The organism is Mesorhizobium sp. M1428, assembly GCF_040317515.1.
Lineage (GTDB): Bacteria > Pseudomonadota > Alphaproteobacteria > Rhizobiales > Rhizobiaceae > Mesorhizobium.
Window position 1 is genome coordinate 240,239 of the sequence record NZ_JAMYKT010000004.1, and the last position, 25,254, is coordinate 265,492.

Genomic DNA, 25,254 nt, shown 5'->3' on the forward strand with positions numbered 1-25,254 from the left:
TCATCGTCGGTTCCCTCTGTGCCCCATCATAGCGGGCCTGTGCAAGAACACCATAAAAAATGAGACAAGCGTTCCATTCGGAGACAAAATGGACTAATTCATCCACACAAAATTCGGACGCAGCGGAGACAAAGCAGATGGTCGGGATAGGTCTTATCGGCACGGGCTTCATGGGCAAGTGCCACGCCATTGCCTGGAACGCGGTTGGCACCGTCTTTCCCGATGTGGCCAAGCCAAGGCTGGTCCATCTGGGCGAGGTCAACGAGGACCTTGCCAAACGCCGTGCCAGCGAATTCGGCTTCGCCAAGGCGTCCGGTGACTGGCGCGCCGTCGTCGACGATCCGGATGTCGAAGTCATCTCGCTGACCACCCCGAACCAGTTCCACCCGGAAATGGCCATCGCCATCCTCGAAGCCGGCAAGCATCTGTGGTGTGAAAAACCGATGGCGCCGAGTTTTGCGGAGGCGCAAGCGATGGCTGCGGCCGCCCGGAAATCCGGCAAGGTTGCGGCGCTGGGCTATAACTACATCCAGAACCCGGCGATCCGTCATATCGGCGCGCTGCTCGACGAGAAGATCATCGGCGAGGTCAACCATCTGCGTATCGAGATGGACGAGGACTTCATGGCCGATCCGGAGGCGCTGTTCTTCTGGAAGCACGAGGCGGCGTCCGGTTACGGCGCGCTCGACGATTTCGCCGTGCATCCGCTGTCGCTCGTCGCCGTACTGTTCGGCCGCGTTGCCCGCGTCATGTGCGACATGGCCAGACCCTATGCCGACCGCCGCGTCGCCTCGGGCGGGCGCCGCGCGGTCGAGACCTATGACATCGCCAGCATCCTGATGCATCTCGAAAACGGCATCGCGGGCACGCTGCTGGTCAACCGTTCGGCCTGGGGCCGCAAAGGCCGGATCGCCATCCAGATTTTTGGTTCGAAGGGCTCAATCCTGTACGACCAGGAGCGGATGAATGAGTTCCAGCTCTATCTGACAGCCGACCGGCCGACCGAGCAAGGCTATCGCACCATCCTGGTGGCGCCGCACCATACGCCTTATGACGCCTTCCTGCCGGCGCCCGGCCACGGCCTCGGCTTCAACGACCTGAAGATCATCGAATGCCGGGAACTTTTGACGCGGCTTGCCGGCAAGCCGGCGCGGATCATCGACTTCGACGAAGGCCTGGAGATCGAGCGCACCGTGCACGCGATGGCGCGCTCGTTCGCGGAACAGCGCTGGATGGAGGTGCGGTAGTCTCCCGCTTGATAGGTTCTGGCATCCGCTTTTCGCGATGGTTGCTTCAATCGCCGGCAGCAGGGGCGTTCGTCTCCCAGCCGTTTACCCAGATCTGCCGCAACCGATCGCCTTCGCCCTTGAACCGTAGCCCTGTTGCCCGGCAGTCCCTGATCCGGTCGCTGCGGAAATTGCGGATCGCCTGGCGCAACTCGCACCAGGCGACGATGTTGGCGGTTTCTGCGTAATAGATCAGGGCGATCGGGCGGATGAGGCGCTCGGAGGCGCGGCCAAGTTCGTCGCGATAGGATAGGTCCAGCTTCTCCTCGTCGCGGATGGCGCGCCGTACCAGCGCCAGATCGACCGCGCCGGCCGAAGGCGCGGCGAACCCCCATGCATGCAGCGCATTGGCATCGAATGTCTGGCGCAAAGGAGGCGGCACCGCGCCGGCGATCTTGTCGCTGACGCGTTTGGCCGCCTGCTTGAGCTCGGTGTCGCCCGTGCGCTCCAGCAGTGCGAGCGACAGAACGATCGCCTCCATTTCTTCGATCGAAAACATCAGCGGCGGCAGATCGAATCCGGGGCGCAGGACATAGCCGATGCCTCGCCCGCCCTCAATCGGCACGCGCATTGCCTGCAGCGCGGCAATGTCGCGATAGACGGAGCGCACCGTCACTTCCAGCCGCTCGGCCATCATGGCTGCCGTCACCGGTTGCCTGGCCAGCCGCACGATCTGGATGATCTCGAACAGACGCGACGCCTTGCGCATTTCCTCGCCCGCTTCGATCACAACTGACACTACATCGTCAGTTGAGCTGACCTATACCACTGCTTATCGAATTGAAAATCACACATTCCTCAGCGGCTTGACCGGTCGAGGCGACAGGCAACTGACATGGGTTATGCGGAAAATCTCTGGCTGTTCTTCCTCCTCCTGTTCGGCATCATCATCGTGCCCGGCATGGACATGCTTTTCGTGCTCGCCAATGCGCTGACCGGAGGCGGCAAGAGGGGGCTTGCCGCGACCGGCGGCATCATGCTGGGCGGCATGGCGCATACGCTGAACGGCGCTGTCGGCGTCGGTTTGCTGATGCACTTCGTGCCGATCCTCTACAATCCGCTGCTGATTGCCGGCGCTGCCTACATGGCCTTTATCGGCCTGACGCTGATGCGCAGCTCGATCAAGATCGGCCACGAGCGGCTAGCCGGCAGCCGCTCCACTTGGAAGGCGTTTCGCCAGGGGCTGGTGATCTGCCTGATCAATCCCAAAGCCTATCTCTTCGTCTTTGCGGTCTATCCGCAGTTTCTGAAGCCCGCTTACGGCCCGATCTGGATGCAGGCGTCCATCATGGGATTGATGACGATCGCCCTGCAGTTTGCCGTCTATGGTGCACTTGCCCTTACCGCCGGTCGCAGCCGCAATCTCCTGGTCGCCAATCCCCGGGCGACCGCATTTGCCGGCCGGACGGCCGGACTGCTTCTCGTTGCGGTTTCGGTACTAACCGCCTGGCAAGGTCTGAAGGCGGCGTGAAGTCCTGGCTTGAAATCAGGACCCCCGCCTTGTCCTCGCTGGCATCTTCGGCCTCGTCAGGCGGCTCCAGGACGGTCGGCGATCATGGCGCGGCGCACCGACCGGCGCCGCTCGACGGCGTCGGCAAGGCCGTACAGCACCGTCTCAGTGGTTGCCCAGTCGATGCAGCCATCGGTGATGCTCTGGCCATAGACGAGCCGCTTGCCGGGCATGACATCCTGCCGGCCGGCGACAAGGTTGCTCTCGATCATGACGCCAATGATGCGCTCGTCGCCTGCCGCGACCTGGCCAGCCACGTCGGAGGCCACCCCTGGCTGGTTTTCCGGCTTCTTCGAGCTGTTGGCGTGGCTGACATCGATCATCAGCCGCGGCGCCACGCCGATCCGGCCGAGTTCCGCGCAGGCAGCAGCAATGCTGGCCGCGTCATAATTCGGCACAATACCGCCGCGCAGGATGACGTGGCAGTCCTCGTTGCCGGTGGTCGTCGCGATGGCGCTGCGCCCGCCCTTCGTCACCGCCATGAAATGATGCGGCTGGGCGGCGGATTTCACGGCTTCGGCGGCGATCCGCAAATTGCCGTCGGTGCCGTTCTTGAAGCCGACCGGGCAGGACAGGCCTGACGCCAGTTCGCGATGGATCTGGCTCTCGGTCGTGCGCGCGCCGATCGCTCCCCAGGCGACGAGGTCGGCAATATATTGCGGGGTGGCCATGTCGAGGAATTCGGTCGCCGCCGGCAGGCCGAGATTGTTCACGGCGGCGAGCACGTTGCGGGCCATCCTCAGGCCCTTGTCGATGTTGAAGCTGCCGTCGAGGTCGGGATCGTTGATCAGGCCCTTCCACCCGACCGTCGTGCGCGGCTTCTCGAAATACACGCGCATCACGATCTCCAGCCGGTCCGACAGGCTTTCACGCAGCGATGCCAAACGGCTGGCATAGTCTACGGCAGCGGCCGGATCGTGGATCGAACAGGGGCCGACGACGACCACCAGTCGGTCGTCGGTGCCGGTCAGCACGGCGTGGATGGCGTTGCGTGACGCGGCAACGGTGCGCGTTGCCGTCAGTGTGCGCGGTATTTCCCGCATCACCTCGTCCGGCGTACTCAATTCCCTGATTTCTTTGACCCGAAGATCGTCTGTGGTGGTCAACACGGCTTTCTGCTCCTGATTGGGGAGACCTGCCGGCTGAGACAAAAAAGCCGCCAGATCTGGCGGCTGTTCGGATGTTGTTGCTGCAATCTTCAGATCGAGCGCAATCCTCCCGCCGCCAGCGAGCTCATAAAGTACCAATAGGTGGCGGTCAGGTTGATCATGACGGCTGATATAGTCGAAGCGGTTGCGTTTGTCACGTGCCTGGTGAGGAGGAGGTCTACTCCAGCCCATTCGCGATTGGCTGAAGCCCCCCGAACTTCGTCATCCCAGGGCGAAGCAGGAGCGGAGCTCCGTCGCGGAGACCCGAGGATGACGAAGTGATGGGCGGCGTTCCGCTAGACTTGCCGGCATTATTCCGGCGACGCCCCGGCGATGCTCTGATCGTAGTCGACAAGCGACCCGGTCATGACGCCGGACTGCGGGCTGATCATATAGCTGATCAACCGGGCAAGCTGGTCCGGCTTCACCAATTGGCCCATCGGCTGTGCGGCTTCGGCCTTCGCCAGCCAGTCATCCGGCGCGTCGTGCCACTTCTTCTGCACGATGTCCTCGCCCTCGGTATCCATCCAGCCGGGCAGCACCGCATTGCAGCGGATGCGATTGCCGCGATAGGCATTGGCGACATTCTTGGTCAGTGTCGCCAGCGCTCCCTTGCTCGACGAATAGGGTGCCAGGAACGACTGGCCGCAATGCGCCGACATCGACAGCACGTTGACGATCGAGCCCGTTGCCTGGCGCGCCAGCAGATGCGCCACCACGCCCTGCATCAGGAAAAACGGGCCGCGCAGATTGGTCTGGAATATCTGGTCGAAGAGATCCTCGGAGGTCTCGACCAGCGAGCCGCGAGCCGAGGTGGCGGCGGCGTTGACCAGCGCGTTGACGGTGCCGAAATGGCCAATCGCCGTTTCGACCGCACGCTTGCAGTCGGCCACTTTTGAGACGTCGGCGCTGATGAAGACGGCATCGACGCCTGCGCGCTTGAGAGCGGCGACAGCCCTGTCGCCCTTCTCCTGCGAGCGGCCGATCAGCGCCAGCGCCCGGCAGCCCTCATCGGCCAGCGCCTCGGCGACGGCGAAGCCGATGCCTTGTGCGCCGCCGGTGACGATGGCGCGTGTTTCGGAATTGCGACCGGCTGAACCGTTCATCGCCTTGCTCCTGTGCTTGATAGTCAGATTGTTTGGTCGAGGCGGACGGTCTTGCCTTCCTTGGCCGATTTCAGCGCCGCATCTGCCAGCCTCAGCGCCACCAGCCCGTCCTTGCCGCTCGGCGCCGCCTTCTTGCCTGACGTCGCTGCCGCGATGAAGGCAGCGATCTCGTTGGCATAGGCGTCGAGATAACGGGTCATGAAGAAATCGTGCAGCGGCGGCCGCGTATAGCCTTTCTCATTGGCAAGTTCGATCGACACCGGCCGCTGGTTCTCGGCCGCAATCATGCCTTTCGAGCCATGCACCTCGATACGCTGGTCGTAGCCGTAGGTGGCGCGGCGTGAGTTGGAGATGACGCATTGCTTGCCGGAGGCAGTTTCGAGGATCACGCTGACGCTGTCGAAGTCGCCGGCCTCGCCGATCTTCTTGTCGACCAGCACGGAAGCATGCGCGCTGACCGCCACCGGCTCCTCGCCGAGCAGGAATCGCGCCATGTCGAAATCATGAATGGTCATGTCGCGGAAGATGCCGCCCGAGCGGCCGATATAGTCGAGCGGCGGCGGGCCGGGATCGCGCGAGGTGATGGTCACCATCTCGACGGTGCCAATCGCACCGTCGTCGATAGCCTTGCGCACGGCGGCAAAATGCGGATCGAAGCGGCGGTTGAAGCCGACCATCAGGGTCGCGCCGGTCTTGTCGACGACGGCCAGGCAACGTTCCACCCTGGCGGCGTCGAGGTCGATCGGCTTTTCGCAGAAAATCGCTTTGCCCGCTTTGGCGAAGCGTTCGATCAGATCGGCATGGGTATCGGTCGGTGTGCAGATGACGACCGCATCGATATCGCCGGCCCGTTCGATGGCATCGATGCTGCGCACTTCGGCGCCATAGGCAGAGGCCAGATCGGTCGCCGCCTTCTCGAAGGCGTCGGCAACTGCAACCAGCCTGGCCTCAGGATTGGAACCGACAGCGCGAGCATGGACCTTGCCAATACGGCCGGCACCGAGAAGAGCAAAACGAAGAGGCATGAAGAATTTCCTTTGAAGATGGTTTGGAAGAAGGAGTCAGCGCCTGTGGCTCGGCGTTGGCCGTTACGCCGCAAGCTCCGCCTGCCCGGTCTTGGCACCGGTGATGTAGGAGACGATATCGTTGCCGTCAGTGTCCTGCTTGCGCAAATTGGCGACGATGCGGCCGCGCCGGAAAACGACGATGCGGTCGACCAGGTCGAACACCTGGCGCATGTTGTGAGAGATCAGGATCAGCGGTTCGCCATTCTCCTTCAGCGTGCGGATGATGTTTTCGACCTGCATCGTCTCCTGCACGCCGAGTGCCGCCGTCGGCTCATCCATGATGATGAGCTTGGAAGCAAAGGTCGCGGTTCTGGCAATTGCTACGCACTGGCGCTGGCCGCCCGACATGTGGCGGATGGTGTTGGAAAGATTGGGAATCTTGACCGCTGTGCGGACCAACGCCGCCTCGGTCGCCTTGCGCATGAATTTGCGATCGAGGATCGAGAAGGGCCCGAGATTGAAAAGCACCCGCTCGCGGCCGAGGAACAGGTTCGACGGCACGTCGAGGTCGTCGGCCAACGCCAGGTTCTGGAACACCGTCTCGATGCCCGCCTCGCGGGCTTCGATCGGCCCGGCGAAATTCACTTCCTTGCCGTCGAACCACATCCTGCCGCTGGTGCGCTGCTCGACGCCGGTTATCTGGCGCACGAAGGTCGATTTGCCGGCGCCGTTGTCGCCCATGATGGCGACGTGCTCACCCTTGCGCAGCTCGAAGTTGGCACCCTCCAGCGCATGGACGCCGCCATAATACTTGGTCAGGTTTTCGGTCTTCAGGACGATGTCCGACATGATCAAGCCCTCATTGCCCGCAGGCGTTGGCGCCACTGGTCGAGAACGACTGCGCCGACGATGATCACGCCTTTGACCATCTCCTGATAATAGGCGTCGAGGCGCAGAAAGGTGAAGCCGGAGATGATGACACCGAAAATCAGCGAGCCGATCACCGTCCCGATAATCGAACCGCGGCCGCCCGACAGCGACACGCCGCCGATAACCGCCATGGCGATCGCATCGAGCTCGTACATTACACCCATGCCGGCCTGGGCGGTGAGATTTTTCGAGCTCAGCACCACGGCGGCGAGCGCGGCGAGGACGCCGGCAATGACGTAGACGAGGATCTTGTGATTGGCGATGTTGATGCCGGACATGCGCGCGGCGTCCTCATTGGAGCCGATTGCATAGCAGTGCTTGCCATATTTGGTGTAGCTCAGGATCAGCTGGAACAGCACTGCGAGCGATATGAAAATGATGACGGGCATCAGCCCCTTGCCGATGGCGGCGAAACTCTCGGTCGGAAACGAGATCGGCTGTCCCTTCGACCACCATTTGGCGATGCCGCGCGCGGTGACCATCATGCCGAGGGTGGCGATGAACGGCGGGATGCGCGTGTAGGCGATCAAAGCGCCGTTGACCAAGCCGGCCAGCAGGCCGCAGCCGATCGCGACCAGCACCGGCACGATCACCGGCAGGTCGGTCCAGCCTTGGGCGATGAACATCGCCTTGGGGTTCGGGTTGCCATTGACGGTCGCCACCTGGGCGAAGCTCATGGCTATCATCGCCGTGGCGCCGACGATCGAACCCGAGGAAAGGTCGATGCCGCCGGTAATGATCACCTGCGTCACGCCGATCGCAATGATGCCGACGATCGACACCTGCAGGATGATGATCTGCAGGCGCGCTTCGTTGAAGATCGCATCGATATTGTCGCGGGTATTGAACAGGAAGCTGTCGCCCAGGAAAACCCGGCCGATCAGCTCGAAAGCGCCGACGAGGATGACGAGCGCCAGGAAGACGTTGAATTCGGCCGGCCATGCGCGCCGCTTTGCATCATAGCTGAGCCCGCCGACGCCGTGAGATGTCTGTGCCAATCGTGCTTCCTCCGTCAGCCACGGTTCTCCTCTCGGCGCTGTTCAGGCCGAGAGGGAAAAAGCGGAGCGGCGCTGTCTTACTTTGGCGCGCCGCTCCGTATCGGACAGGTCCGCCTCAGTTCTTCTTCAGGAACTTGTCGATATTTGCCGGCGTGACCAGCTGGAACGGGATGTAGACCTTGTGCTCGACCTTCTCGCCCTTCGCCAGCTTGAGCGCTGCGTCAAGCGCGCCGGCACCCTGGCCGGCCGCGTCCTGGAACACTGTCGCATCGAGGTCGCCCGCCTGCATCGCCGCAAGCGCATCCTGGGTAGCGTCGACGCCGCCGACGACAACCGACTTCATGTCGATGTTGGCGGCCTTCATCGCCTGGATGGCGCCGATGGCGCTTTCGTCATTATTGGCGATGACGCCGTCGAACGGCTTGCCGGTTGACAGCCAGTTGGTCATCAGGTTCTGCGCTTCTTCGCGCTTCCAGTTTGACGTCTGCTTGTCGATGATCTTGATGAAGCTGCACTCCGGCGCGGCGATCACGTCGTCAATGTCCTTGGTGCGCTGCACCGCTGCCTGGTTCGACAGCTCGCCCATGATCACATAGACGTTGGCTTCAGTCTTGCCGGCCTCCTTGAACAGGCGGCAGACCTCCTTGGTCTCAAGCGTGCCGGAATCGGCTTCGTTCGAGGCGACGAAGGCCTGGTTGTCGGGCAGCGTGTCGACGTTGACCGGCTCGCGATTGACATAGACCAGTGGAATCTTGGCAGCGGCGGCTGCGTCCGACATCGCCTGGGTGGCCGAGGTGTCGACCGGGTTGACGATGATGGCGTCAACGCCCGAGGCGGCGAAGTTCTTGATCTGGTCGAGTTGCTTGGCGACGTCGTTCTGCGCATCCTCCACCTGCAGCTCGACGCCATCCATGCCCTTGGCCTGCTCGATCATGCCGTTGCGCAGCACGGTGAGAAAATTGTCGTCGAACAACGCCATCGACACGCCGATCTTGGCAGCAAAGGCGGACGAACTCATCAGCGCCGCGAACGCGACGCCCAAAAGCAGTTTTTTCATTTTATTTCTCCTCCACATTGGTGTCCGGCTGCACCGATCTACCCGGAATCCCCGATCTCGCAGGGAATTCTCTCCCGATTGCCATTTTTGGTTCCGGAGGCATTTGCCTGAAACAGATCTTCCGGAACGAAAGAACCAAAATGCTCAGCTGGTGAAATATTTATTCCATTTCGCGTGGGCGTCAAGCGAGATTTCGCCATGAGGAATGGATTTTCGGCATTTCGAGCGCTTTTAGACCGACGCTCAGGCAAGTCAGGCCTGAAAGTGTTCTGATAGATTACATCATGTCTGCCGCCGATGACCGCGACGTCAGATGTTTTCCGGCAGATAAATGTCGAAGGGCAGAAAGGTCTGGCCCGGCGCATTCGCAGCGCCGGTCTCGATGGCATGCGCCATCAGCCCGACAAGCTCGCGGCAAAGCGCCGCCAGTGGCGTCGAGATCACCATGGTCAGAAAATTATCCGCCAGCGCCGCGCGCGAGTCGGGCGTGATCTCATTGCAGACGACCGCCGGCATCTCAGCCGGCTTTGCCTCCCTCAGCGCCGAGATCGCACCTTCCATGCCGCCACCGGCGACATAGCAACCGGCGAGATCGGGGTGGCGGGCCAGAAGCTCGATCATTGCATCATGCGTGATCTGGTTCGCTTCCAGATTGACCAATGTCTCGAGGAGAGTGAATTCCGGCGCCTGCTCGCGAAAGAAGGAGCGAAAACCGATCTCGCGAAGCTCATGGCCATGGAAGCGATGGCTGCCGACGAACAGGGCGACCTTGCCAGGTCTCTTCGCGGCCTTCGAGATCATCCAGGCAGCGGTGCGGCCGACCTTGCGATTGTCCAGGCCGACATAGCCCTCGCGAATACCGGACGCAAAGTCGGAAAGCAGGGAGAACACCGGTACGCCATTGGCTTTGAGAGCCTCGACGGCGACCGTCAGCGTCGGGTGATCAGGCCCGACCAGGGCGACGGCCCTGGATTTGGCGGCCAGCTTGCGCATCCGCTCGACGATCTCGTCCGGCGCCAGCGAAGCGGCGAAGTCGATGGTCGCCACGCCACGAAGCCGAGGCGACTGCGACACCGCCAGTTCAAGCTCGCGGGCAAATTCACTGTAGAAGACGTCCTCCCGCCGCAACAGCAGGAACCCGAGCCGGTATTCGGGCAATTCATGGCGCATCCGCTGCTTGATCAATCCGGCTGCGTGATAGCCGATGCTGGTCGCGGCCTCATAGACGCGGCGCGCGGTTTCCTCGCGCACCGGCAAGCGGTTGTTCAGCACCCGGTCGACGGTGGCAACGCTGACCCCCGAAATGCGTGCCAGGTCGGTGATCGTCGGCCGTTTCGCCATCGCTGCCTCACTCTACTGTCCGGCTCCCTTTTACACCATTCTGATGGAAAATGATAGAAACTATCTTTGTGATATTGAGCCTATCAGGGCTCGGCGCTATTTTGAACGCTGACCGAATATGATCGAGGCCTCCGCCATGGTGGATATTGGACTCCGAACCGGGAATACGAGCTCCGCAGCAGCGTCCCGACGCGACTACAGCCTGATCGGCCGCCACGCGAAGCTTGCCGTCGAGAGCGGGCTGGCGGCGGCCGAGTGGTATCACACCGACGTGCCGCGCAAGCAGATGAAGGAGCTGATGCAGCGCTCCGACGGCCCGGCGATCCGCGATACCATCATCTGGCTCGGCGCCATGATCCTCAGCGGAGCCGGCGCCGCCTGGTTCTGGGGCAGCTGGTGGTGTGTGCCGTTCTTCTTCGTCTACGGCGTCCTCTACGGTTCCTCCACCGATTCACGCTGGCACGAATGCGGCCACGGCACCGCCTTCAGGACGCAGTGGATGAACAACGCGGTCTATCAGGTCGCCTGCTTCATGATCATGCGCAACCCGGTGACCTGGCGCTGGAGCCATACGCGCCACCACACCGATACCATCATCGTCGGCCGCGATCCTGAGATATCGGTGATGCGTCCGCCCGATCTGCTGCGCGTGGTGCTCAACTTCGTCGGTATTCTCGATGCCTGGCATGCGATGAGCGACATGCTGCGCAATGCGGCCGGTATCATCAGCCCGGCCGAAAGAACCTTCATTCCCGACCAGGAGCAGCCGAAGGCAATCCGCATTGCCCGCATCTGGACGACAATCTATGCCGCGACCATTGCGCTGGCGCTCTATACCGGCTCGTTCCTGCCACTGATGCTGGTCGGTCTGCCCAGGCTTTACGGTGCCTGGCACCATGTCATGGTCGGCCTGCTGCAGCATGGCGGCCTGGCTGAAAACGTCACCGATCACCGGCTCAACAGCCGCACCGTCTACATGAACCCGATAAGCCGCTTCATCTACTGGAACATGAACTACCACGTCGAGCATCACATGTTTCCCATGGTGCCCTATCACGCGCTGCCCAGGCTACACGAACTGATCAAGCACGATCTGCCGGCGCCGACACCGTCCATCCTGGCCGGCTACCGCGAGATGGTACCCGCCTTCCTGCGCCAGCTGCGCAATGAGGATTATTTCATCAAGCGCGAACTGCCGCCGACGGCGAGGCCCTATCGCGAGGATTTCCACAACGATAACGCTGCCGCTGCGGTGGCTGCTGAATGAAAAGCCCACGCCGGGGCACCAAGAATCGGGGAAAGCGCAAATGAGCGACTGGGTCGAGGCTTGTGACGCTGGGGACATCGACGAAGAGGACGTGATGCGCTTCGACCATGGCGGTCGCACCTTTGCCATCTATCGCAGCCCCGACGACGAGTATTTCGCCACCGACGGGCTTTGCACGCATGAGAAGGTGCATCTGGCGGACGGGCTGGTGATGGACGATATCATCGAATGCCCGAAGCATAATGGCCGCTTCAATTACAACACTGGGGCTGCCAGGGGCGCGCCGGTCTGCGTCGATCTAAGAACCTATCCGGTCAAAGTCGACGCCGGCAAAGTCCTTGTCCGGATCGGTTGATGATGACGAAGGGAATGGTCATCATTGGCGCCGGCGAATGCGGCGGGCGCGCCGCCCTTGCGCTGCGCGAGCTCGGCTTTAATAGACCGGTGATGCTGGTCGGCGACGAGCCGCATCTGCCCTATGAGCGGCCGCCGCTGTCGAAAGACGCGATGATCGCCGAGGCGCCCCTGATCAAGGCGATCGCCAGTGAGGCGGTCCTGGCCGAAAGATCGATCAGGCATGTCCACTCGGTCCAGGCGGTGGCGATCGACCGCGCGGGGCATGTCGTGCGCCTCTCGGACGGTTCCGTCCTGACTTACGACAAGCTCCTGCTGGCGACCGGTTCGGTGCCGCGCAAACTGGCGATGCCGGGCCTTGGCGGGCGCTGCGTCTATCTGCGGACCTTCAACGACGCGCTGGCCATTCGCGCCCATCTCAGCGCCGGAAATCGCGTCGCCATCATTGGCGGCGGCTTTATCGGGCTTGAGCTTGCCGCGGCGGCACGCAGACTGGGTGCGGCGGTCACAGTCATCGAGGCGCAGCCGCGCATTCTGATGCGCGGCGTCCCGGCCGAGATCGCCGAGATCATCCATCAGGCGCATGAAGCCGAAGGCGTGAAAATCCTGTGCGGCGAGGGCATCGCCGCCATTGCCGATAATGGCGCCGAAGTGCACATCGCGCTTGCCGGTGGACGCGACATTGTCGCCGATCTTGCCGTGATTGGCATCGGCGCCGTGCCGGTGACCGGACTTGCCGCGGAGGCAGGGCTGACCATCGACAATGGCATCGCCGTCGACGCCGAGCTTCGCACCAGCGACCGGGATATCTTTGCCGCCGGCGATTGCTGTTCGTTTCCGCTCGCCATCTATGGCGGCCGGCGCGTGCGGCTCGAAGCCTGGCGCAATGCACAGGAGCAGGGCGCGCTCGCCGCTAGGAATATGCTTGGCGCCGGCGAGTCCCATGCGGCGGTGCCGTGGTTCTGGTCGGATCAGTACGGCCTGACCTTACAGATCGCCGGCCTGTCGGACGAAGGCCGCAGCATCGCGCGCCGCGACCTCGGCGACGGCGCCTTCATCCTGTTCCACCTCGCCGAGGACGGCAGGCTGGTTGCGGCAAGCGGCATCGGCCCCGGCAACGCGGTCGCCCGCGACATAAGGCTGGCCGAGATGCTGATTGCAAAGCAGGCAAAGCCGGCGCCGGAAGCGCTAGTCTCGCAGACCGTCAAGTTAAAGTCGCTGCTGGCGGCTTGATCCGCCGCGTGGATAGTTGGCCGAACGCGTTCGGCTAAAACAGCGCCTTCAGCTCCGACAGCTTGTCGTTGACCAGCCAGCCATAGTAATTTTCCTCAGGCAGCTTTTCCGGGTCGCCCGCAGCGCGGCGCTTGTCGTTCTCGGCTTTCAGTGCATAGGCGCGCTGTTCGGGATTGCCGACATTGTAGAGCGTCGACGTGATGCCGGGATTGCCTGAGATGTCGAAGCCGGCAATGCTTCTATAGGCGTCGATCGACTTCCTGATCGTCGCCGCGACATAAGGCAGTGTCAGGTCAGGGTCCATGATCGTCTTGTAGACCGCGTTCGGGTCGCCGACGTCGAGTTCCGGCAGGCCGGAAACCTTGTGCACGAGGTCGCTCATCTGCAGTGCGGTCAGCGGATTGAGCTGGCCAAGGCCAAAAGTCTGGCCGGCATAATAAGGCTGGAAGAAAGTGGCACCGAAGCGGTCGTTGGGAAAGCTCTCGCCGTTGACAGTTTTGCCGCGGAACGACCGGTTCCACACCTGTTCGCGGCACTCCCACAAATCGTAGCTGTCGGACTTCCCTGCGCATTTGGCAAATTGCGGCCGTTGCATGAAATCGGTGATGTCCTCGCCATCATAGGCAAAGGAGAGCTTGCTCGACAGATACGAGATCGCCTTGACGTAGTAGGTCTGCAGTCGGTCATAGGCGTCGACGTTGTAGGTGTGCTCGCCGACGATGGCGCCGACGATATGCATTGGGTCGATGCCATAGGCCGCGGCCGCCTGCTTGATCTTGCCGCGCAGCTCGGCATCGTTCTGGAGCAGCGCAAAGACCTTGCGGTATTTCGCCTGGAACGTGGTGTTGGTCGCCTGGGTGCGCCGGCTCGATGCGCCCGGTATGTCGGGCTGCTCGGCGTTGCGGTTGCCCGGCGGCACCATCGTTGCCGCTTGCGCGGCGAACATGGCTGCCGCCAGCGTCAGCCCCAAAATGACGAGGATCAGTTTTTTCATGCGCCGCCGCCCAAATAATCGCCGGCAAACTAGGTAATGCTCCGCCGGGAGTCGAGAGACGCCTGCACCGGACGGGACGAAAGCTTGCCGGATGCTTCCATTTGGCCACACATCGGGAATGCCGGGCCGAATTAGGCGGAGGCCGGGAGCAATTCCCCGGCCTCTTCGAGGATGGAGCGTCTCCTACAGGATGAAACGCGACAAATCCGTGTTCCTGGAGAGGTCGCCGACATGCTTCTCGACATAGGCGGCATCGATGGTCACCGAGGTGCCGTTGCGGTCCGGCGCGTCGTAGGAGATATCGTCCAGCACCCGCTCCATCACCGTCTGCAGCCGCCTGGCGCCGATGTTCTCGACGCTGGCGTTGAGGTCCACGGCGATGCCGGCCAACGAATCGATGGCGTCGTCGGTGAAGACCAGGTCGACGCCTTCGGTCTTCATCAGCGCGATATACTGCTTGATCAGGCTGGCTTCGGTCTCGGTGAGGATGCGGACGAAATCGTCCTTCTCCAGCGCCCGCAGCTCGACGCGGATCGGCAGGCGGCCCTGCAATTCCGGCAGCAGGTCGGAGGGCTTGGCGACGTGGAACGCGCCCGAGGCGATGAACAGGATGTGGTCGGTCTTCACCGGTCCGTATTTGGTCGCAACCGTGGTGCCTTCGACCAGCGGCAGCAGGTCGCGCTGCACACCTTCACGCGAAACGCCGGCACCGATGCCGCCTTCGCGCGAGGCGATCTTGTCGATCTCGTCGAGGAAGACGATGCCGTCATTCTCGGTCGATTCGAGCGCCCTGCGCACCACTTCGTCCTGATCGAGCAGCTTGTCGGACTCGTCGCTGATCAACAGCCCGTAGGACTCCTTGACCGTCGTCTTGCGCAACTTGGTCTTCTTGCCGCCCATCGCTTTCGACAGCATGTCGTTGATGTTGAGCACGCCGATATTGGCGCCCGGCATGCCGGGGATCTCGAAACCGGGCATGCCGCCATTGCCGGTATCGGCCACTTCGATCTCGATCTCCTTGTCGTCGAGCTCGCCGTCGCGCAGCTTCTTGCGGAAACTGTCACGGGTGGCCGGGCTCGCCGTCTTGCCGACAAGCGCTTCGAGCACCCGTTCCTCGGCGTTGATGTGGGCACGCGCCTTGACGTCCTCGCGCATCTTCTCGCGCACCAGCCCGATGGCGATCTCGACCAGATCGCGGATGATCTGCTCGACATCGCGGCCGACATAGCCGACCTCCGTAAACTTGGTGGCTTCGACCTTGACGAAAGGCGCACCGGCAAGGCGTGCCAGGCGGCGTGAAATCTCGGTCTTGCCGACACCGGTCGGGCCGATCATCAGGATGTTTTTCGGCATCACCTCTTCGCGCATCTGGCCTTCGAGCTGCTGGCGGCGCCAGCGGTTGCGCAAGGCAATCGCGACGGCACGCTTGGCGTCTTTCTGGCCGATGATGAAGCGGTCGAGTTCCGAAACGATTTCGCGGGGAGAGAAGGTGCTCATGTCACTAAATTCCACTTTGCCACTGCCGAATGGACTCGAACGGATGCAGCAGCATGATCACGTTGAGTGTCAGATTGTCCCGGATGAGATAGCCGACACCGAATTCGAAGATGAGGGCGAGGGTTACGATCACCCATATAGGAAGCCTTCGCGCCATGACAAACCCCAGCACCATGGCCAGCGTGTCCGACACCGAATTGATGATGCTGTCGCCATAATAGTCGAGCGAGATCGTGCCGGCACGATAGCGATCGATGATGAAAGGGCTGTTCTCGAGCAGCTCCCAGCCGCCCTCTATAACCACCGCAAAGGCCAGCCTGAACCCGATCGGCGAGCGCGGGAAAAGGAACCACGCCAGCGAATAGAACAGGAAGCCATGAATGATGTGCGAGAAGCTGTACCAGTCGGAAATATGCTGGGAATTCTCGGAGCTCTGCACGATGCCGTGCCACAGCTTGACGTAGCCGCAGGTACAGATCGGCGTCCGCCCCATGCCGTAGAGAGCCCCGGCCTGGAAGATGACCAGGCCGAGAACCAGCAGAAGCCCCATTCGCCAGCTGTCTTCGTAGGCCGAAACGGTTTTGTCGCTGGAAACGCTCATGCTGCTATTGCCCCTCTTCTGCGTCACCCTGTTCGGCGTCACCCTGTCCGGCATCACCCTCTGGGGCATCAATCGCCATCAGCACGGCATCGCCATATTCCGACTTCCTGCGATCGATAGCCCTGAAACCGGCCTTTTCATAGGCACGGATAGCCCGTGCATTGGCGGGGTCCGGGTCGATGATCACGCGCGGCGTACCTTCCTCGAAAAGCTGCTCGACGAACTGCCGGACGATCGCCGCGCCGTGGCCGATCCCGACAAGCTCCGGCACGCCGATCGACAGATCGATGCCGAGCGTGCCGAACGGCTGGTCGCTATAGGGATGGCCGTCCTCCAGATGCGGATCGTAGCTCTGCAAATAGCCGATGGGCTTTCCGTCGAGCTCGACAATCAGCGGCTCGACCGAAATGCTGTCGATATGTTCGCGAATCTCCGCAATCTCGGTCTCTGGGTCGTTCCACCATTCGGCGACATGCGGCTCTGCAAGCCAGCCGGCGATCATCGGCAGGTCCCTCTCGGTCACCGGCCGAAAACTATAGCGGAGGCTCCGCTCAGGCGGCATCGAGAGTTTCGACGACGAAGCTGTTGTTGGTGTAGACGCAAATGTCTGACGCGATCTGCATCGCCTTGCGGGCGATCTCCTCGGCGTCCTTGTCGCTATCCATCAAGGCGCGTGCCGCTGCCAGCGCGTAATTGCCGCCCGAGCCGATGGCCATCACGCCAAATTCGGGCTCCAGCACGTCGCCGGTGCCGGTCAGCGCCAGCGACACCGACTTGTCGGCCACCAGCATCATCGCTTCCAGCCGCCGCAAATAGCGGTCGGTGCGCCAGTCCTTGGCGAGCTCGACGCAGGCGCGTGTCAGCTGGTCGGGATATTGTTCGAGCTTGGCTTCGAGCCGCTCGAGCAGCGTGAAGGCATCGGCAGTGGCGCCGGCAAAGCCGGCGATGACGTTGCCGCTTTTGCCGATGCGGCGCACCTTCTTGGCGTTGCCTTTCATGATGGTCTGGCCGAGGCTGACCTGGCCGTCGCCGGCGATCACCACCTTGCCGCCCTTGCGCACGGTGAGGATGGTCGTGGCATGCATGGTCAGTTCATTCGACATTTTCTGCTCCGATCAGCACCGATCCCATCGAGGCGATCGGCGCGTTACGAGTGACTCGATCGGCCATATGTATGCATAGGCCCGACGATTGCAAACCGGCCATCCGCCGGGCCGGACTGTGCTCGGCAGCGGTAACTGGCAATCGCAGGATCATGCTGCTAGAAGGCTTTCGTTTTCAGGCATGTGAACGCCTGAATCGTGCAAAATCTGAGACAAGGATGAGGTTATGGCGCCCCGTTCCACCGAGATAAGCCGCAAGACCAGGGAAACCGACATCTCCGTGTCGGTTCAGGTCGACGGCTCGGGCAAATCCGACATTTCGACGGGCGTCGGCTTCTTCGACCATATGCTGGACCAGTTGTCGCGCCATTCGCTGATCGACATGACCGTGAAGGCCAAGGGCGACCTGCACATAGACGACCACCACACGGTCGAGGATACGGGCATCGCGCTCGGCCAGGCGCTGGCCAAGGCATTGGGCGAGCGGCGCGGCATCATGCGCTACGCCTCGATCGACCTCGCCATGGACGAGACACTGACGCGAGCGGCAATCGACGTCTCCGGCCGGCCTTTTCTGGTCTGGAATGTTTCATTCTCGTCGCCGAAGATCGGTACGTTCGACACCGAGCTGGTGCGCGAATTCTTCCACGCGCTGGCGCAGAATGCCGGCATCACGCTGCATGTCACCAATCATTACGGCGCCAACAACCACCACATCGCCGAGACCTGCTTCAAGGCCGTGGCGCGTGCGCTGCGTTCGGCACTTGAGCGCGACCCGCGCCAGCCGGACGCGGTTCCCTCCACCAAGGGGTCCCTGAAAGGGTAGCGCCATGGCCATCTATGTCGTGATGGAGCCGCCAGGCCGCAGCGAAAGCGTGGACACTACCTTTGTCCGTGACGGCTTTGCCTGGCTCGGCTTCCTGGTGCCGCCGCTGTGGCTGGCCTGGCACCGGCTGTGGGTCGAAGCGGCATTGGCGTTTGTCGCCATGGGCCTGCTCTCGATGCTGGACGAAAGGCTGGACCTGGAAACAGCCGGCTCGCTTTTATCCCTGCTTGTCATGCTCTTTGTCGGACTGGAAGGACAGGGCTTGCGGATCGCAGCCCTGCGCCGTCGCGGCTGGCATGAATGGGGCGTGGTCGAGGCCGACAGGCTCGACGATGCCGACATTCGCTATGTAGTGGAAGCCGATGCAGGTTCGAATGCACAAGCTCCTGCGCAGCGCATCGTCCCGGACGCAGCACATGCCCGGCCGGCGCAGATGGGCCTGGCGCTGGGGCTGAACCATATTCCGGGAAAGCCCTGAGATGAGGGTCGCGATCATCGACTACGGGTCGGGCAATCTGCGCTCGGCCACCAAGGCCTTCGAGCGTGCCGCGCATGAAGCCGGCATTGCCGCCGCGATCGAGCTCACCGCCGATGCCGAGCGGGTCAGGACCGCCGACCGCATCGTCCTGCCCGGCGTCGGCGCCTATGCCGATTGCGCCGCTGGACTGCGTGCGGTCGCCGGCATGTGGGAAGCGGTGGAGGAGGTGGCTATCGCCAAGGCTCGGCCGTTCCTCGGCATCTGCGTCGGCATGCAGCTGATGTCGGAGCGAGGCCTGGAAAAGACCGTCACAAAGGGCTTTGGCTGGATCGCCGGCGACGTCAAGGAGATCACGCCGGCCGATCCGACACTCAAGATCCCGCAGATCGGCTGGAACACGATTGACCTGAAGCGCAAGCATCCGCTGTTTTCCGGTATTGCGACGGGCGGCAAGGGACTGCACGCCTATTTCGTCCACTCCTACCATCTCGATGCACGGAAGGAGGATGAGGTGCTGGCGGTTGCCGACTATGGCGGCCCGGTAACGGCCGCTGTCGCCCGCGACAACCTAGCCGGAACGCAATTCCACCCCGAGAAGAGCCAGGCGCTGGGCCTGGCGCTGATCACCAATTTCCTAGGCTGGAGGCCCTGAATCATGAGCAAGAAGGGCTATTGGATGGCAATGGTCGATGTCCACGATCCCGAGATCTACAAGCAGTACATCGAGGCCAATGCCGCGGCTTTCGCGAAATACGGCGCGACGTTCCCGGTGCGCGCCGGGCGGTATACCAGCCCGGAAGGGCCGACAGGCAATCGCCACGTGCTGGTGGAATTCGAATCCTATGAAAAGGCGATGGAATGCTACGGCTCGCCTGAGTACCAGGAGGCCTTGAAGTACAGGCTCGCCGGCTCGACCGGCCACTTTGTCATCGTCGAAGGCGCCTGAAGGTGATTCTGTTTCCGGCGATAGACCTCAAGGACGGCAAATGCGTGCGCCTCAAGCACGGCGACATGGCGACCGCGACGATCTACAATGAAGATCCGGCCGCTCAGGCGCGCGCCTTCGAAGAGCAGGGCTTCGAATGGCTGCACGTCGTCGACCTCAACGGCGCCTTCAAGGGCCAGAGCGTCAACAGCGCGGCGGTCGGCGCCATCCTCAAGGCGACGAGTAATCCGGTGCAGCTCGGCGGCGGCATCCGCACCTTGGCGCAGATCGAGGACTGGCTCGACCGTGGGCTGGCCCGCGTCATTCTTGGCACCGTGGCGGTGCGCGATCCGGATCTGGTCAGGCAGGCCTGCAAGGCATTCCCGGGCAAGATCGCCGTCGGCATCGACGCCAAGGGCGGCAAGGTCGCGGTCGAAGGCTGGGCCGAGGCCTCGAGCCTCGGCGTCCTCGAACTGGCGAGGAAATTCGAAGGCGCCGGCGTCGCCGCCATCATCTACACCGACATCGACCGCGACGGTGTGCTGACCGGCATCAACTGGGACGCCACCATCGATCTCGCCGAGGCGGTGTCGATCCCGGTCATCGCCTCGGGCGGGCTCGCCTCGATCGCCGACATCGTGCGCATGACCATGCCCGATGCGCAGAAGCTCGAAGGCGCGATCTCCGGCCGCGCGCTCTACGACGGCCGCATCGATCCGGCCGAGGCACTGGCGATCCTGCGCGGCAAGCCGATGGCAGGGGCGTCATCATGAAAGTCTCGATTATCCTCGCTCCTTACGACAGCGGGCACTATCACGAAGGGTGCGGCGAGGGGCCGGACGCCATCGTCGGCGGTGGGCTCGTCGAAGCCCTGACCGTGGCTGGCCATGACGTCGCCGTCGAAGATATCGGCAAGGTTGGAGACGAGCAGGGGCGCGAAATCGCAACCGGCTTTGCCGTCTGCAACGCCGTCGCGACCAAGGTTAGCCTCGCCCGCGATGGAGGACGCTTCCCCATTATCCTTGCTGGCAATTGCCTGACCGCCGCCGGTGCGGTCGCCGGTGAAGCCGCGGATTCGATAATCTGGATCGATCAGCATGGCGATCTCAACACGCCGGAGACGTCGGCCTACGGCTTTCTCGACGGCATGGCGCTGGCGGCGACGCTCGGGCTCTGCTGGCGTCCGATGGCGGCAGCGATTCCGGGGTTCCGGCCGATAGACCCGGCGCGCTGCATGCTGGTCGATGCCCGCGACCTCGATCCCGACGAAAAGCGCCTGCTGGAAACCTTGCCGATCGTGTGCAGCGAATGTGCCGGTGCACTCGATAGAGTCGGAAAGCTCACAGCGGCAGGGGCGGTTCGGGGACATCTGCATCTCGACCTGGATGTCCTCGATCCGGATGTGTTGCAGGTGAACCGCTACACGCATCCGGGCGGTCCGAGCCCGGAACAGCTACGGCAGCTTGCCTGCGGACTGGCCAGGTCCATCCCGATTGTCGGCGTGACGCTCTCGGCCTACGACCCGGCCTTTGATTCCCAGTCTGAGGTTCCGCCCGTCGTCGGCCTGCTGCTTGTCGATTTTCTTGCGGAGATCGGGAGGATCTGATGCTGAAAGCCCGCGTCATTCCCTGTCTCGACGTCAAGAACGGCCGCGTCGTCAAGGGTGTCAATTTCGTCGACCTGGTCGATGCCGGCGATCCCGTCGAAGCGGCAAAAGCCTATGACGCGGCCGGCGCCGACGAGCTCTGCTTTCTCGACATCACCGCCTCGTCGGAAAACCGCGAGACCATTTTCGATGTCATCGCCCGCACCGCAGAACAGTGTTTCATGCCGCTGACCGTTGGCGGTGGCGTCCGTCAGGTCGCCGACATCAGGAAGCTGCTTCTGGCCGGCGCCGACAAGGTGTCGATCAACACGGCGGCGGTGAAGACCCCCGATTTTGTCGCCGAGGCTGCCGACAAGTTCGGCAACCAGTGCATCGTCGTCGCCATCGATGCCAAGAAAGTGTCCGCTGCGGGCGAGGCCGATCGCTGGGAGATATTCACCCATGGCGGCCGCGAGAAGACCGGCATCGATGCCGTCGAGTTCGCTTGGCGAGTGGTCGATCTCGGCGCCGGCGAGATCCTGCTGACATCAATGGACCGCGACGGCACCAAGTCCGGCTACGACATAGCGCTTACCCGCGCGGTCGCCGACGCCGTACGCGTGCCGGTCATCGCTTCCGGTGGCGTCGGCACGCTCGACCACCTAGTCGAAGGCATTCGCGACGGCCACGCCGGCGCGGTGCTGGCGGCGTCGATCTTCCATTTCGGCACCTACAGCATCGCCGAGGCCAAGCTGCATATGGCTCAGGCCGGACTGCCGATGCGGCTGGACTCGCCGGGTAATCGGTCCTAGAGCCTTTCCGGCTAAGAAGAGGCTGTAAATGCCGTCATGACTGAGTTCTCGCTCTCCGATCTGGAGAAGATCATTGGCGAACGCGCACGTTCCGGCGATCCGGATTCGTGGACGGCCAAGCTCTTTCAGCGCGGCATGAGCAAGGCAGCGCAGAAACTCGGCGAAGAGGCGGTCGAAACGGTGATCGCAGCCGTTAGCGCCGATAGGGCCGCGCTTGTTTCGGAAAGCGCCGATCTCATTTATCATTGGCTTGTCGTTCTTGGCGTAGCGGGCATTCCGCTGAGCGATGTGCTCAACGAGCTTGAACGCCGCACCGGTCGTTCGGGCATCGCCGAAAAGGCGTCTCGGCTGGACCGGGGCTGATCGCTGCGGAGGAACTCGATGGACCAGCTCGCTCCTACCGAGAAGTATTCACCCTATCGTTTCTTCTCGGCCGAGCAATGGTCGCGGTTCCGCGCCGATACGCCGATGACGCTGTCCGCAGACGAGATCCATCGTCTGCGGTCGCTGAACGATCCGGTCGATCTCCACGAGGTCGAGCGCATCTACCTTTCGATGTCACGGCTGTTGTCGGCTCATGTCGAAGCCAGTCAACTCCTGTTCAGGCAGCGCCAGGCCTTCTTCAACGCGCTGGATGTGGCCAAGACACCGTTCATCATCGGCATTGCCGGTTCCGTGGCGGTCGGCAAATCGACCACGGCGCGCGTCCTAAAGGAGCTGCTGGCGCGCTGGCCGTCGAGTCCCAAGGTCGACCTGGTCACCACCGACGGTTTCCTGCTGCCGAACGAAGTCCTGCGCCGCAACAATCTGATGGAGCGCAAGGGCTTTCCCGACAGCTACGATGTCGGCGCGCTGCTGCGCTTCCTGTCCGGCATTAAATCGGCGCAGCGCAACGTCCGCGCGCCGGTCTATTCGCACCTGACCTATGACGTCATTCCGGGCGAGTTCCAGACCATCGACCGGCCGGACATCCTGATCTTCGAAGGCATCAATGTCCTGCAGCCGGGCAAGCTGCCGAAGGACGGCAAGATCGTGCCTTTCCTGTCGGATTTCTTCGACTTCGCCATCTACATCGATGCCGACGAGGCGCTGATCCATCACTGGTATATCGCCCGCTTCATGCGGCTGCGCGAAACCGCCTTCCGCGACCCGGCCTCCTTCTTTCACCGCTATTCGCAGCTTTCCGAGGATGCGGCCCGCGCCATCGCCGAGGGCCTGTGGACCAACATCAATCTGAAGAATTTGCGTGAAAATATATTGCCGACCCGCGCCCGTGCCGATCTCATCCTGCGCAAGGGCGCCAACCATCTGGTCGAGGAAGTGGCACTCAGGAAACTGTGAAATCCCGGGACATTCCTTAAAGTCATCTTAACCCAGTCTTTCTATTGTCGGGCCTGATCTGCGGGCTCGGCAAACAAATGAATGCGCCATTCCTAAACATTGATCGGCCGGCAGCTGACCGCATCGTACATCCGGGCAGCGGCGCCGCAACGATTGCCCTGATCGTGCCTGTCCACAATGAAGAAGGCGCAATTGCTCCATTCCTGAAGGCGGTGTGCGAAAGCACTGCGCCGCTGAAGGACAAAGGCGTTGCCCTCGAGTTCATCTTCGTCAACGACGGCAGCAGCGATACGACGCTCGAAAAGCTGATCGAAGCACAACAAACCGATCCACGCATCCACGTAATCGACCTTTCACGCAATTTCGGCAAGGAAGCCGCGATGACTGCGGGTCTCGACAGCTGCGATGCCGATGCAGCGATTCCGATGGATGTCGATATGCAGGATCCGCCGCATGTCATTCCGCTGCTTGTGGAAAAGTGGCGCGAGGGTTTCGAGGTCGTTCTGGCCAAGCGAGCCAACCGGTCGAGCGACAGTTTTCTCAAGCAACGCTCCGCCTCGATGTTCTACCGCGTTCACAACTGGATCGCGCAGCAGAAGATCCCGCACGATGTCGGCGACTTCCGTTTGATCGACCGCCAGGTCATCCAGGCGTTGCGGTCCTTGCCCGAACGCCGTCGTTTCATGAAGGGCCTGTTCGCCTGGGTCGGGTTCCGCACCGCAAGCGTCGAATATGTCCGCGATCAGCGCATCGCCGGCCAGTCGAAATTCTCCGGCTGGAAGCTGTGGAACTTCGCGCTCGAAGGCATCACCAGCTTCTCCACCGCTCCGCTTGAAATCTGGACCTATGTCGGCGCGACGATTTCCGCGCTGTCGTTCCTCTACGGCCTGCTGATCGTCGCCAAGACTATGATCTTTGGCGTTGATGTGCCCGGCTACGCCTCGCTGCTGGTCAGTGTTCTTTTCCTTGGCGGCATCCAGTTACTCGGCATCGGCATCATCGGACAATACCTCGGCAGGGTCTATGCCGAGATCAAGCAGCGTCCGATCTACATCGTGCGCCGCAAATATGAGGGAATGAGCTGATGGAGATCGACGCCTACCGACAGATGGCCGCCACCGAAGACGAGCATTGGTGGTTCTGCGGGCGTCGCGCCATCGCCGAGGCGGTCATTCGCAGCATCGGCCTGCCTGAAAACGCGCGCATCGTCGAGATCGGTGCCGGCACCGGTGGCAACATCCGGATGCTGGAGCAGTTCGGCGCCGTGACGGCAGTCGAGATGAGCGATCTCGCGCGCAGGATTGCCCGGGAAAAGACCGGCCGCGACTTCCTCGCCGGACATCTGCCGGACAACATTCCTGTCACGCCGCAAAGCTGCGACCTCGTCTGCCTGTTCGACGTGCTGGAACATGTCGCTGAAGACGAGGCATCGCTTGCCGCGATCCGCCAAATGCTGAAACCGGGCGGCAGCGTCGTCCTTACCGTGCCCGCACACCAATGGTTGTGGAGCACGCATGATGTGGGGCTGCATCATATGCGGCGCTATTCGCGCGATCTGCTGCGTCAACGAATTGAAAAGGCTGGTTTCGCGATCGACCGGCTGAGCTACACAAATGCCGCGCTCTTTCCGGTAGCGGCGCTGGCACGACTGGTGGACAGGTTGCGCAAGTCGGCCTTGCCAGCCGGCCATGCCACGCCGCCGAAACCACTGAATGCAGTGATGAAGGCAGTGTTTTCGGCGGAAGGCCGCATCATACCAAATGCAAGCCTGCCCTTCGGTGTTTCGCTGCTGGCGGTGTTCCGCAAGGACAGCGCCGTCGAAACCGGTCACCTCGACGAGAAATTGGCAGCTTGA

General features: G+C 62.3%; 29 protein-coding genes. 16 read left to right on the forward strand and 13 right to left on the reverse strand.

Translation table 11 applies throughout. The annotated features are described in order from the left end of the window. Positions 1-137: 137 nt before the first annotated feature. Positions 138-1,247, forward strand: a complete 1,110-nt coding sequence (locus NKG60_RS08280; RefSeq protein WP_352974785.1) for a Gfo/Idh/MocA family protein — start codon at positions 138-140, stop codon at positions 1,245-1,247. A gap of 46 nt (positions 1,248-1,293) precedes the next feature. Here the strand turns inward: NKG60_RS08280 and NKG60_RS08285 are convergent, their stop codons facing one another. Further along, a complete protein-coding gene (locus NKG60_RS08285; RefSeq protein WP_352863100.1) occupies positions 1,294-1,995 on the reverse strand; it encodes a helix-turn-helix transcriptional regulator in 702 nt (233 codons plus the stop codon). A gap of 126 nt (positions 1,996-2,121) precedes the next feature. Between NKG60_RS08285 and NKG60_RS08290 the strand changes: the two genes are divergently transcribed. After that, a complete protein-coding gene (locus NKG60_RS08290; RefSeq protein WP_352663531.1) occupies positions 2,122-2,757 on the forward strand; it encodes a LysE family translocator in 636 nt (211 codons plus the stop codon). A 56-nt stretch (positions 2,758-2,813) separates the two neighbouring features. Here NKG60_RS08290 and NKG60_RS08295 read toward each other — a convergent pair whose 3' ends face one another. From NKG60_RS08295 to NKG60_RS08325, 7 genes are all read right to left on the reverse strand, one after another. Beyond that, complete coding sequence (locus NKG60_RS08295; RefSeq protein ID WP_352862998.1) at positions 2,814-3,905, reverse strand: 3-deoxy-7-phosphoheptulonate synthase; 1,092 nt, start codon at positions 3,903-3,905, stop codon at positions 2,814-2,816. A 350-nt stretch (positions 3,906-4,255) separates the two neighbouring features. Further along, entirely contained in the window at positions 4,256-5,050 is a 795-nt protein-coding gene (locus NKG60_RS08300) for an SDR family oxidoreductase (RefSeq protein WP_352974788.1), read from the reverse strand. 23 nt (positions 5,051-5,073) lie between these two features. Beyond that, positions 5,074-6,075, reverse strand: a complete 1,002-nt coding sequence (gene iolG / locus NKG60_RS08305; protein ID WP_352863000.1) for an inositol 2-dehydrogenase — start codon at positions 6,073-6,075, stop codon at positions 5,074-5,076. Positions 6,076-6,138: 63 nt separating this feature from the next. Further along, positions 6,139-6,906: an ATP-binding cassette domain-containing protein gene (locus NKG60_RS08310; RefSeq protein ID WP_254815918.1), complete on the reverse strand. Its 768-nt coding sequence runs from the start codon at positions 6,904-6,906 to the stop codon at positions 6,139-6,141. A 2-nt stretch (positions 6,907-6,908) separates the two neighbouring features. After that, a complete protein-coding gene (locus NKG60_RS08315; protein WP_292655972.1) occupies positions 6,909-7,985 on the reverse strand; it encodes an ABC transporter permease in 1,077 nt (358 codons plus the stop codon). A 115-nt stretch (positions 7,986-8,100) separates the two neighbouring features. Further along, positions 8,101-9,042, reverse strand: a complete 942-nt coding sequence (locus tag NKG60_RS08320; protein ID WP_352863001.1) for a sugar ABC transporter substrate-binding protein — start codon at positions 9,040-9,042, stop codon at positions 8,101-8,103. 309 nt (positions 9,043-9,351) lie between these two features. Continuing rightward, complete coding sequence (locus NKG60_RS08325; protein ID WP_352863002.1) at positions 9,352-10,383, reverse strand: LacI family DNA-binding transcriptional regulator; 1,032 nt, start codon at positions 10,381-10,383, stop codon at positions 9,352-9,354. Between the two features lie 118 nt (positions 10,384-10,501). On the opposite strand from NKG60_RS08325, the gene NKG60_RS08330 reads away from it, so the two are divergent. Genes NKG60_RS08330 through NKG60_RS08340 form a run of 3 tightly spaced genes read left to right on the forward strand, consistent with a single transcriptional unit; the run spans position 10,502 to position 13,237 of the window. Beyond that, entirely contained in the window at positions 10,502-11,650 is a 1,149-nt protein-coding gene (locus tag NKG60_RS08330) for a fatty acid desaturase family protein (RefSeq protein WP_502911840.1), read from the forward strand. Between the two features lie 40 nt (positions 11,651-11,690). Beyond that, on the forward strand, positions 11,691-12,005 hold the full coding sequence (locus NKG60_RS08335; protein ID WP_352974792.1) for a MocE family 2Fe-2S type ferredoxin: 315 nt from the start codon (positions 11,691-11,693) through the stop codon (positions 12,003-12,005). A 2-nt stretch (positions 12,006-12,007) separates the two neighbouring features. Next, positions 12,008-13,237, forward strand: a complete 1,230-nt coding sequence (locus NKG60_RS08340) for an NAD(P)/FAD-dependent oxidoreductase (RefSeq protein ID WP_352863104.1) — start codon at positions 12,008-12,010, stop codon at positions 13,235-13,237. A gap of 34 nt (positions 13,238-13,271) precedes the next feature. On the opposite strand, the gene NKG60_RS08345 is transcribed toward NKG60_RS08340, so the two are convergent. The 5 genes from NKG60_RS08345 to hslV form a co-directional block, all read right to left on the reverse strand. Next, the gene (locus tag NKG60_RS08345) at positions 13,272-14,231 is read right to left on the reverse strand and encodes a DUF1402 family protein (RefSeq protein WP_352863003.1); all 960 of its coding nucleotides are present in this window, start codon (positions 14,229-14,231) and stop codon (positions 13,272-13,274) included. A gap of 183 nt (positions 14,232-14,414) precedes the next feature. Further along, positions 14,415-15,728 (reverse strand): ATP-dependent protease ATPase subunit HslU, encoded by a 1,314-nt coding sequence (hslU, locus tag NKG60_RS08350; protein ID WP_254815924.1) that lies wholly within the window; start codon positions 15,726-15,728, stop codon positions 14,415-14,417. Between the two features lie 4 nt (positions 15,729-15,732). Then, on the reverse strand, positions 15,733-16,329 hold the full coding sequence (locus NKG60_RS08355) for a DUF2585 domain-containing protein (RefSeq protein WP_352863004.1): 597 nt from the start codon (positions 16,327-16,329) through the stop codon (positions 15,733-15,735). 4 nt (positions 16,330-16,333) lie between these two features. Then, complete coding sequence (locus NKG60_RS08360) at positions 16,334-16,891, reverse strand: GNAT family N-acetyltransferase (protein WP_352663512.1); 558 nt, start codon at positions 16,889-16,891, stop codon at positions 16,334-16,336. After that, positions 16,881-17,432 (reverse strand): ATP-dependent protease subunit HslV, encoded by a 552-nt coding sequence (gene hslV, locus NKG60_RS08365; RefSeq protein WP_352663510.1) that lies wholly within the window; start codon positions 17,430-17,432, stop codon positions 16,881-16,883. Before hslV ends, NKG60_RS08360 begins: the two co-directional genes overlap by 11 nt. 226 nt (positions 17,433-17,658) lie before the next feature. On the opposite strand from hslV, the gene hisB reads away from it, so the two are divergent. The 11 genes from hisB (at position 17,659) to NKG60_RS08420 (ending at position 25,254) form a co-directional block, all read left to right on the forward strand. Beyond that, positions 17,659-18,258: an imidazoleglycerol-phosphate dehydratase HisB gene (gene hisB / locus NKG60_RS08370; RefSeq protein ID WP_352863005.1), complete on the forward strand. Its 600-nt coding sequence runs from the start codon at positions 17,659-17,661 to the stop codon at positions 18,256-18,258. 4 nt (positions 18,259-18,262) lie between these two features. Further along, positions 18,263-18,736: a DUF2628 domain-containing protein gene (locus NKG60_RS08375; RefSeq protein WP_352863006.1), complete on the forward strand. Its 474-nt coding sequence runs from the start codon at positions 18,263-18,265 to the stop codon at positions 18,734-18,736. A 1-nt stretch (position 18,737) separates the two neighbouring features. After that, entirely contained in the window at positions 18,738-19,388 is a 651-nt protein-coding gene (gene hisH / locus NKG60_RS08380; protein ID WP_352505976.1) for an imidazole glycerol phosphate synthase subunit HisH, read from the forward strand. Positions 19,389-19,391: 3 nt separating this feature from the next. Continuing rightward, entirely contained in the window at positions 19,392-19,682 is a 291-nt protein-coding gene (locus NKG60_RS08385; RefSeq protein WP_352464684.1) for a DUF1330 domain-containing protein, read from the forward strand. 2 nt (positions 19,683-19,684) lie between these two features. Then, positions 19,685-20,434 carry a 1-(5-phosphoribosyl)-5-[(5-phosphoribosylamino)methylideneamino]imidazole-4-carboxamide isomerase gene (gene hisA, locus NKG60_RS08390; RefSeq protein ID WP_352663500.1) on the forward strand — a complete coding sequence of 250 codons (750 nt, stop codon included), beginning with the start codon at positions 19,685-19,687 and terminating at the stop codon, positions 20,432-20,434. Then, positions 20,431-21,267 carry an arginase family protein gene (locus tag NKG60_RS08395; RefSeq protein ID WP_352663498.1) on the forward strand — a complete coding sequence of 279 codons (837 nt, stop codon included), beginning with the start codon at positions 20,431-20,433 and terminating at the stop codon, positions 21,265-21,267. Before hisA ends, NKG60_RS08395 begins: the two co-directional genes overlap by 4 nt. Beyond that, positions 21,264-22,058 carry an imidazole glycerol phosphate synthase subunit HisF gene (gene hisF, locus NKG60_RS08400; protein WP_352863106.1) on the forward strand — a complete coding sequence of 265 codons (795 nt, stop codon included), beginning with the start codon at positions 21,264-21,266 and terminating at the stop codon, positions 22,056-22,058. Before NKG60_RS08395 ends, hisF begins: the two co-directional genes overlap by 4 nt. A gap of 36 nt (positions 22,059-22,094) precedes the next feature. After that, on the forward strand, positions 22,095-22,421 hold the full coding sequence (locus NKG60_RS08405; protein WP_292660336.1) for a phosphoribosyl-ATP diphosphatase: 327 nt from the start codon (positions 22,095-22,097) through the stop codon (positions 22,419-22,421). An 18-nt stretch (positions 22,422-22,439) separates the two neighbouring features. After that, positions 22,440-23,399: a type I pantothenate kinase gene (gene coaA / locus NKG60_RS08410; RefSeq protein ID WP_352663496.1), complete on the forward strand. Its 960-nt coding sequence runs from the start codon at positions 22,440-22,442 to the stop codon at positions 23,397-23,399. A 77-nt stretch (positions 23,400-23,476) separates the two neighbouring features. Continuing rightward, entirely contained in the window at positions 23,477-24,484 is a 1,008-nt protein-coding gene (locus NKG60_RS08415; protein ID WP_352863007.1) for a glycosyltransferase family 2 protein, read from the forward strand. Beyond that, positions 24,484-25,254, forward strand: a complete 771-nt coding sequence (locus NKG60_RS08420) for a class I SAM-dependent methyltransferase (protein ID WP_352863008.1) — start codon at positions 24,484-24,486, stop codon at positions 25,252-25,254. The genes NKG60_RS08415 and NKG60_RS08420 overlap by 1 nt, the downstream gene beginning before the upstream one ends.

Bases quoted from the DNA above. Each gene is read 5' to 3' on its own strand.
- NKG60_RS08280 (WP_352974785.1), top strand. From the start codon at position 138: ATGGTCGGGATAGGTCTTATCGGCACGGGCTTCATGGGCAAGTGCCAC.
- NKG60_RS08285 (WP_352863100.1), bottom strand. From the start codon at position 1,995: ATGCGCAAGGCGTCGCGTCTGTTCGAGATCATCCAGATCGTGCGGCTG.
- NKG60_RS08290 (WP_352663531.1), top strand. From the start codon at position 2,122: ATGGGTTATGCGGAAAATCTCTGGCTGTTCTTCCTCCTCCTGTTCGGC.
- NKG60_RS08300 (WP_352974788.1), bottom strand. From the start codon at position 5,050: ATGAACGGTTCAGCCGGTCGCAATTCCGAAACACGCGCCATCGTCACC.
- iolG (WP_352863000.1), bottom strand. From the start codon at position 6,075: ATGCCTCTTCGTTTTGCTCTTCTCGGTGCCGGCCGTATTGGCAAGGTC.
- NKG60_RS08310 (WP_254815918.1), bottom strand. From the start codon at position 6,906: ATGTCGGACATCGTCCTGAAGACCGAAAACCTGACCAAGTATTATGGC.
- NKG60_RS08320 (WP_352863001.1), bottom strand. From the start codon at position 9,042: ATGAAAAAACTGCTTTTGGGCGTCGCGTTCGCGGCGCTGATGAGTTCG.
- NKG60_RS08325 (WP_352863002.1), bottom strand. From the start codon at position 10,383: ATGGCGAAACGGCCGACGATCACCGACCTGGCACGCATTTCGGGGGTC.
- NKG60_RS08330 (WP_502911840.1), top strand. From the start codon at position 10,502: ATGATCGAGGCCTCCGCCATGGTGGATATTGGACTCCGAACCGGGAAT.
- NKG60_RS08335 (WP_352974792.1), top strand. From the start codon at position 11,691: ATGAGCGACTGGGTCGAGGCTTGTGACGCTGGGGACATCGACGAAGAG.
- NKG60_RS08340 (WP_352863104.1), top strand. From the start codon at position 12,008: ATGACGAAGGGAATGGTCATCATTGGCGCCGGCGAATGCGGCGGGCGC.
- NKG60_RS08345 (WP_352863003.1), bottom strand. From the start codon at position 14,231: ATGAAAAAACTGATCCTCGTCATTTTGGGGCTGACGCTGGCGGCAGCC.
- hslU (WP_254815924.1), bottom strand. From the start codon at position 15,728: ATGAGCACCTTCTCTCCCCGCGAAATCGTTTCGGAACTCGACCGCTTC.
- NKG60_RS08355 (WP_352863004.1), bottom strand. From the start codon at position 16,329: ATGAGCGTTTCCAGCGACAAAACCGTTTCGGCCTACGAAGACAGCTGG.
- NKG60_RS08360 (WP_352663512.1), bottom strand. From the start codon at position 16,891: ATGCCGCCTGAGCGGAGCCTCCGCTATAGTTTTCGGCCGGTGACCGAG.
- hslV (WP_352663510.1), bottom strand. From the start codon at position 17,432: ATGTCGAATGAACTGACCATGCATGCCACGACCATCCTCACCGTGCGC.
- hisB (WP_352863005.1), top strand. From the start codon at position 17,659: ATGGCGCCCCGTTCCACCGAGATAAGCCGCAAGACCAGGGAAACCGAC.
- NKG60_RS08375 (WP_352863006.1), top strand. From the start codon at position 18,263: ATGGCCATCTATGTCGTGATGGAGCCGCCAGGCCGCAGCGAAAGCGTG.
- hisH (WP_352505976.1), top strand. From the start codon at position 18,738: ATGAGGGTCGCGATCATCGACTACGGGTCGGGCAATCTGCGCTCGGCC.
- NKG60_RS08385 (WP_352464684.1), top strand. From the start codon at position 19,392: ATGAGCAAGAAGGGCTATTGGATGGCAATGGTCGATGTCCACGATCCC.
- NKG60_RS08395 (WP_352663498.1), top strand. From the start codon at position 20,431: ATGAAAGTCTCGATTATCCTCGCTCCTTACGACAGCGGGCACTATCAC.
- NKG60_RS08405 (WP_292660336.1), top strand. From the start codon at position 22,095: ATGACTGAGTTCTCGCTCTCCGATCTGGAGAAGATCATTGGCGAACGC.
- coaA (WP_352663496.1), top strand. From the start codon at position 22,440: ATGGACCAGCTCGCTCCTACCGAGAAGTATTCACCCTATCGTTTCTTC.
- NKG60_RS08415 (WP_352863007.1), top strand. From the start codon at position 23,477: ATGAATGCGCCATTCCTAAACATTGATCGGCCGGCAGCTGACCGCATC.
- NKG60_RS08420 (WP_352863008.1), top strand. From the start codon at position 24,484: ATGGAGATCGACGCCTACCGACAGATGGCCGCCACCGAAGACGAGCAT.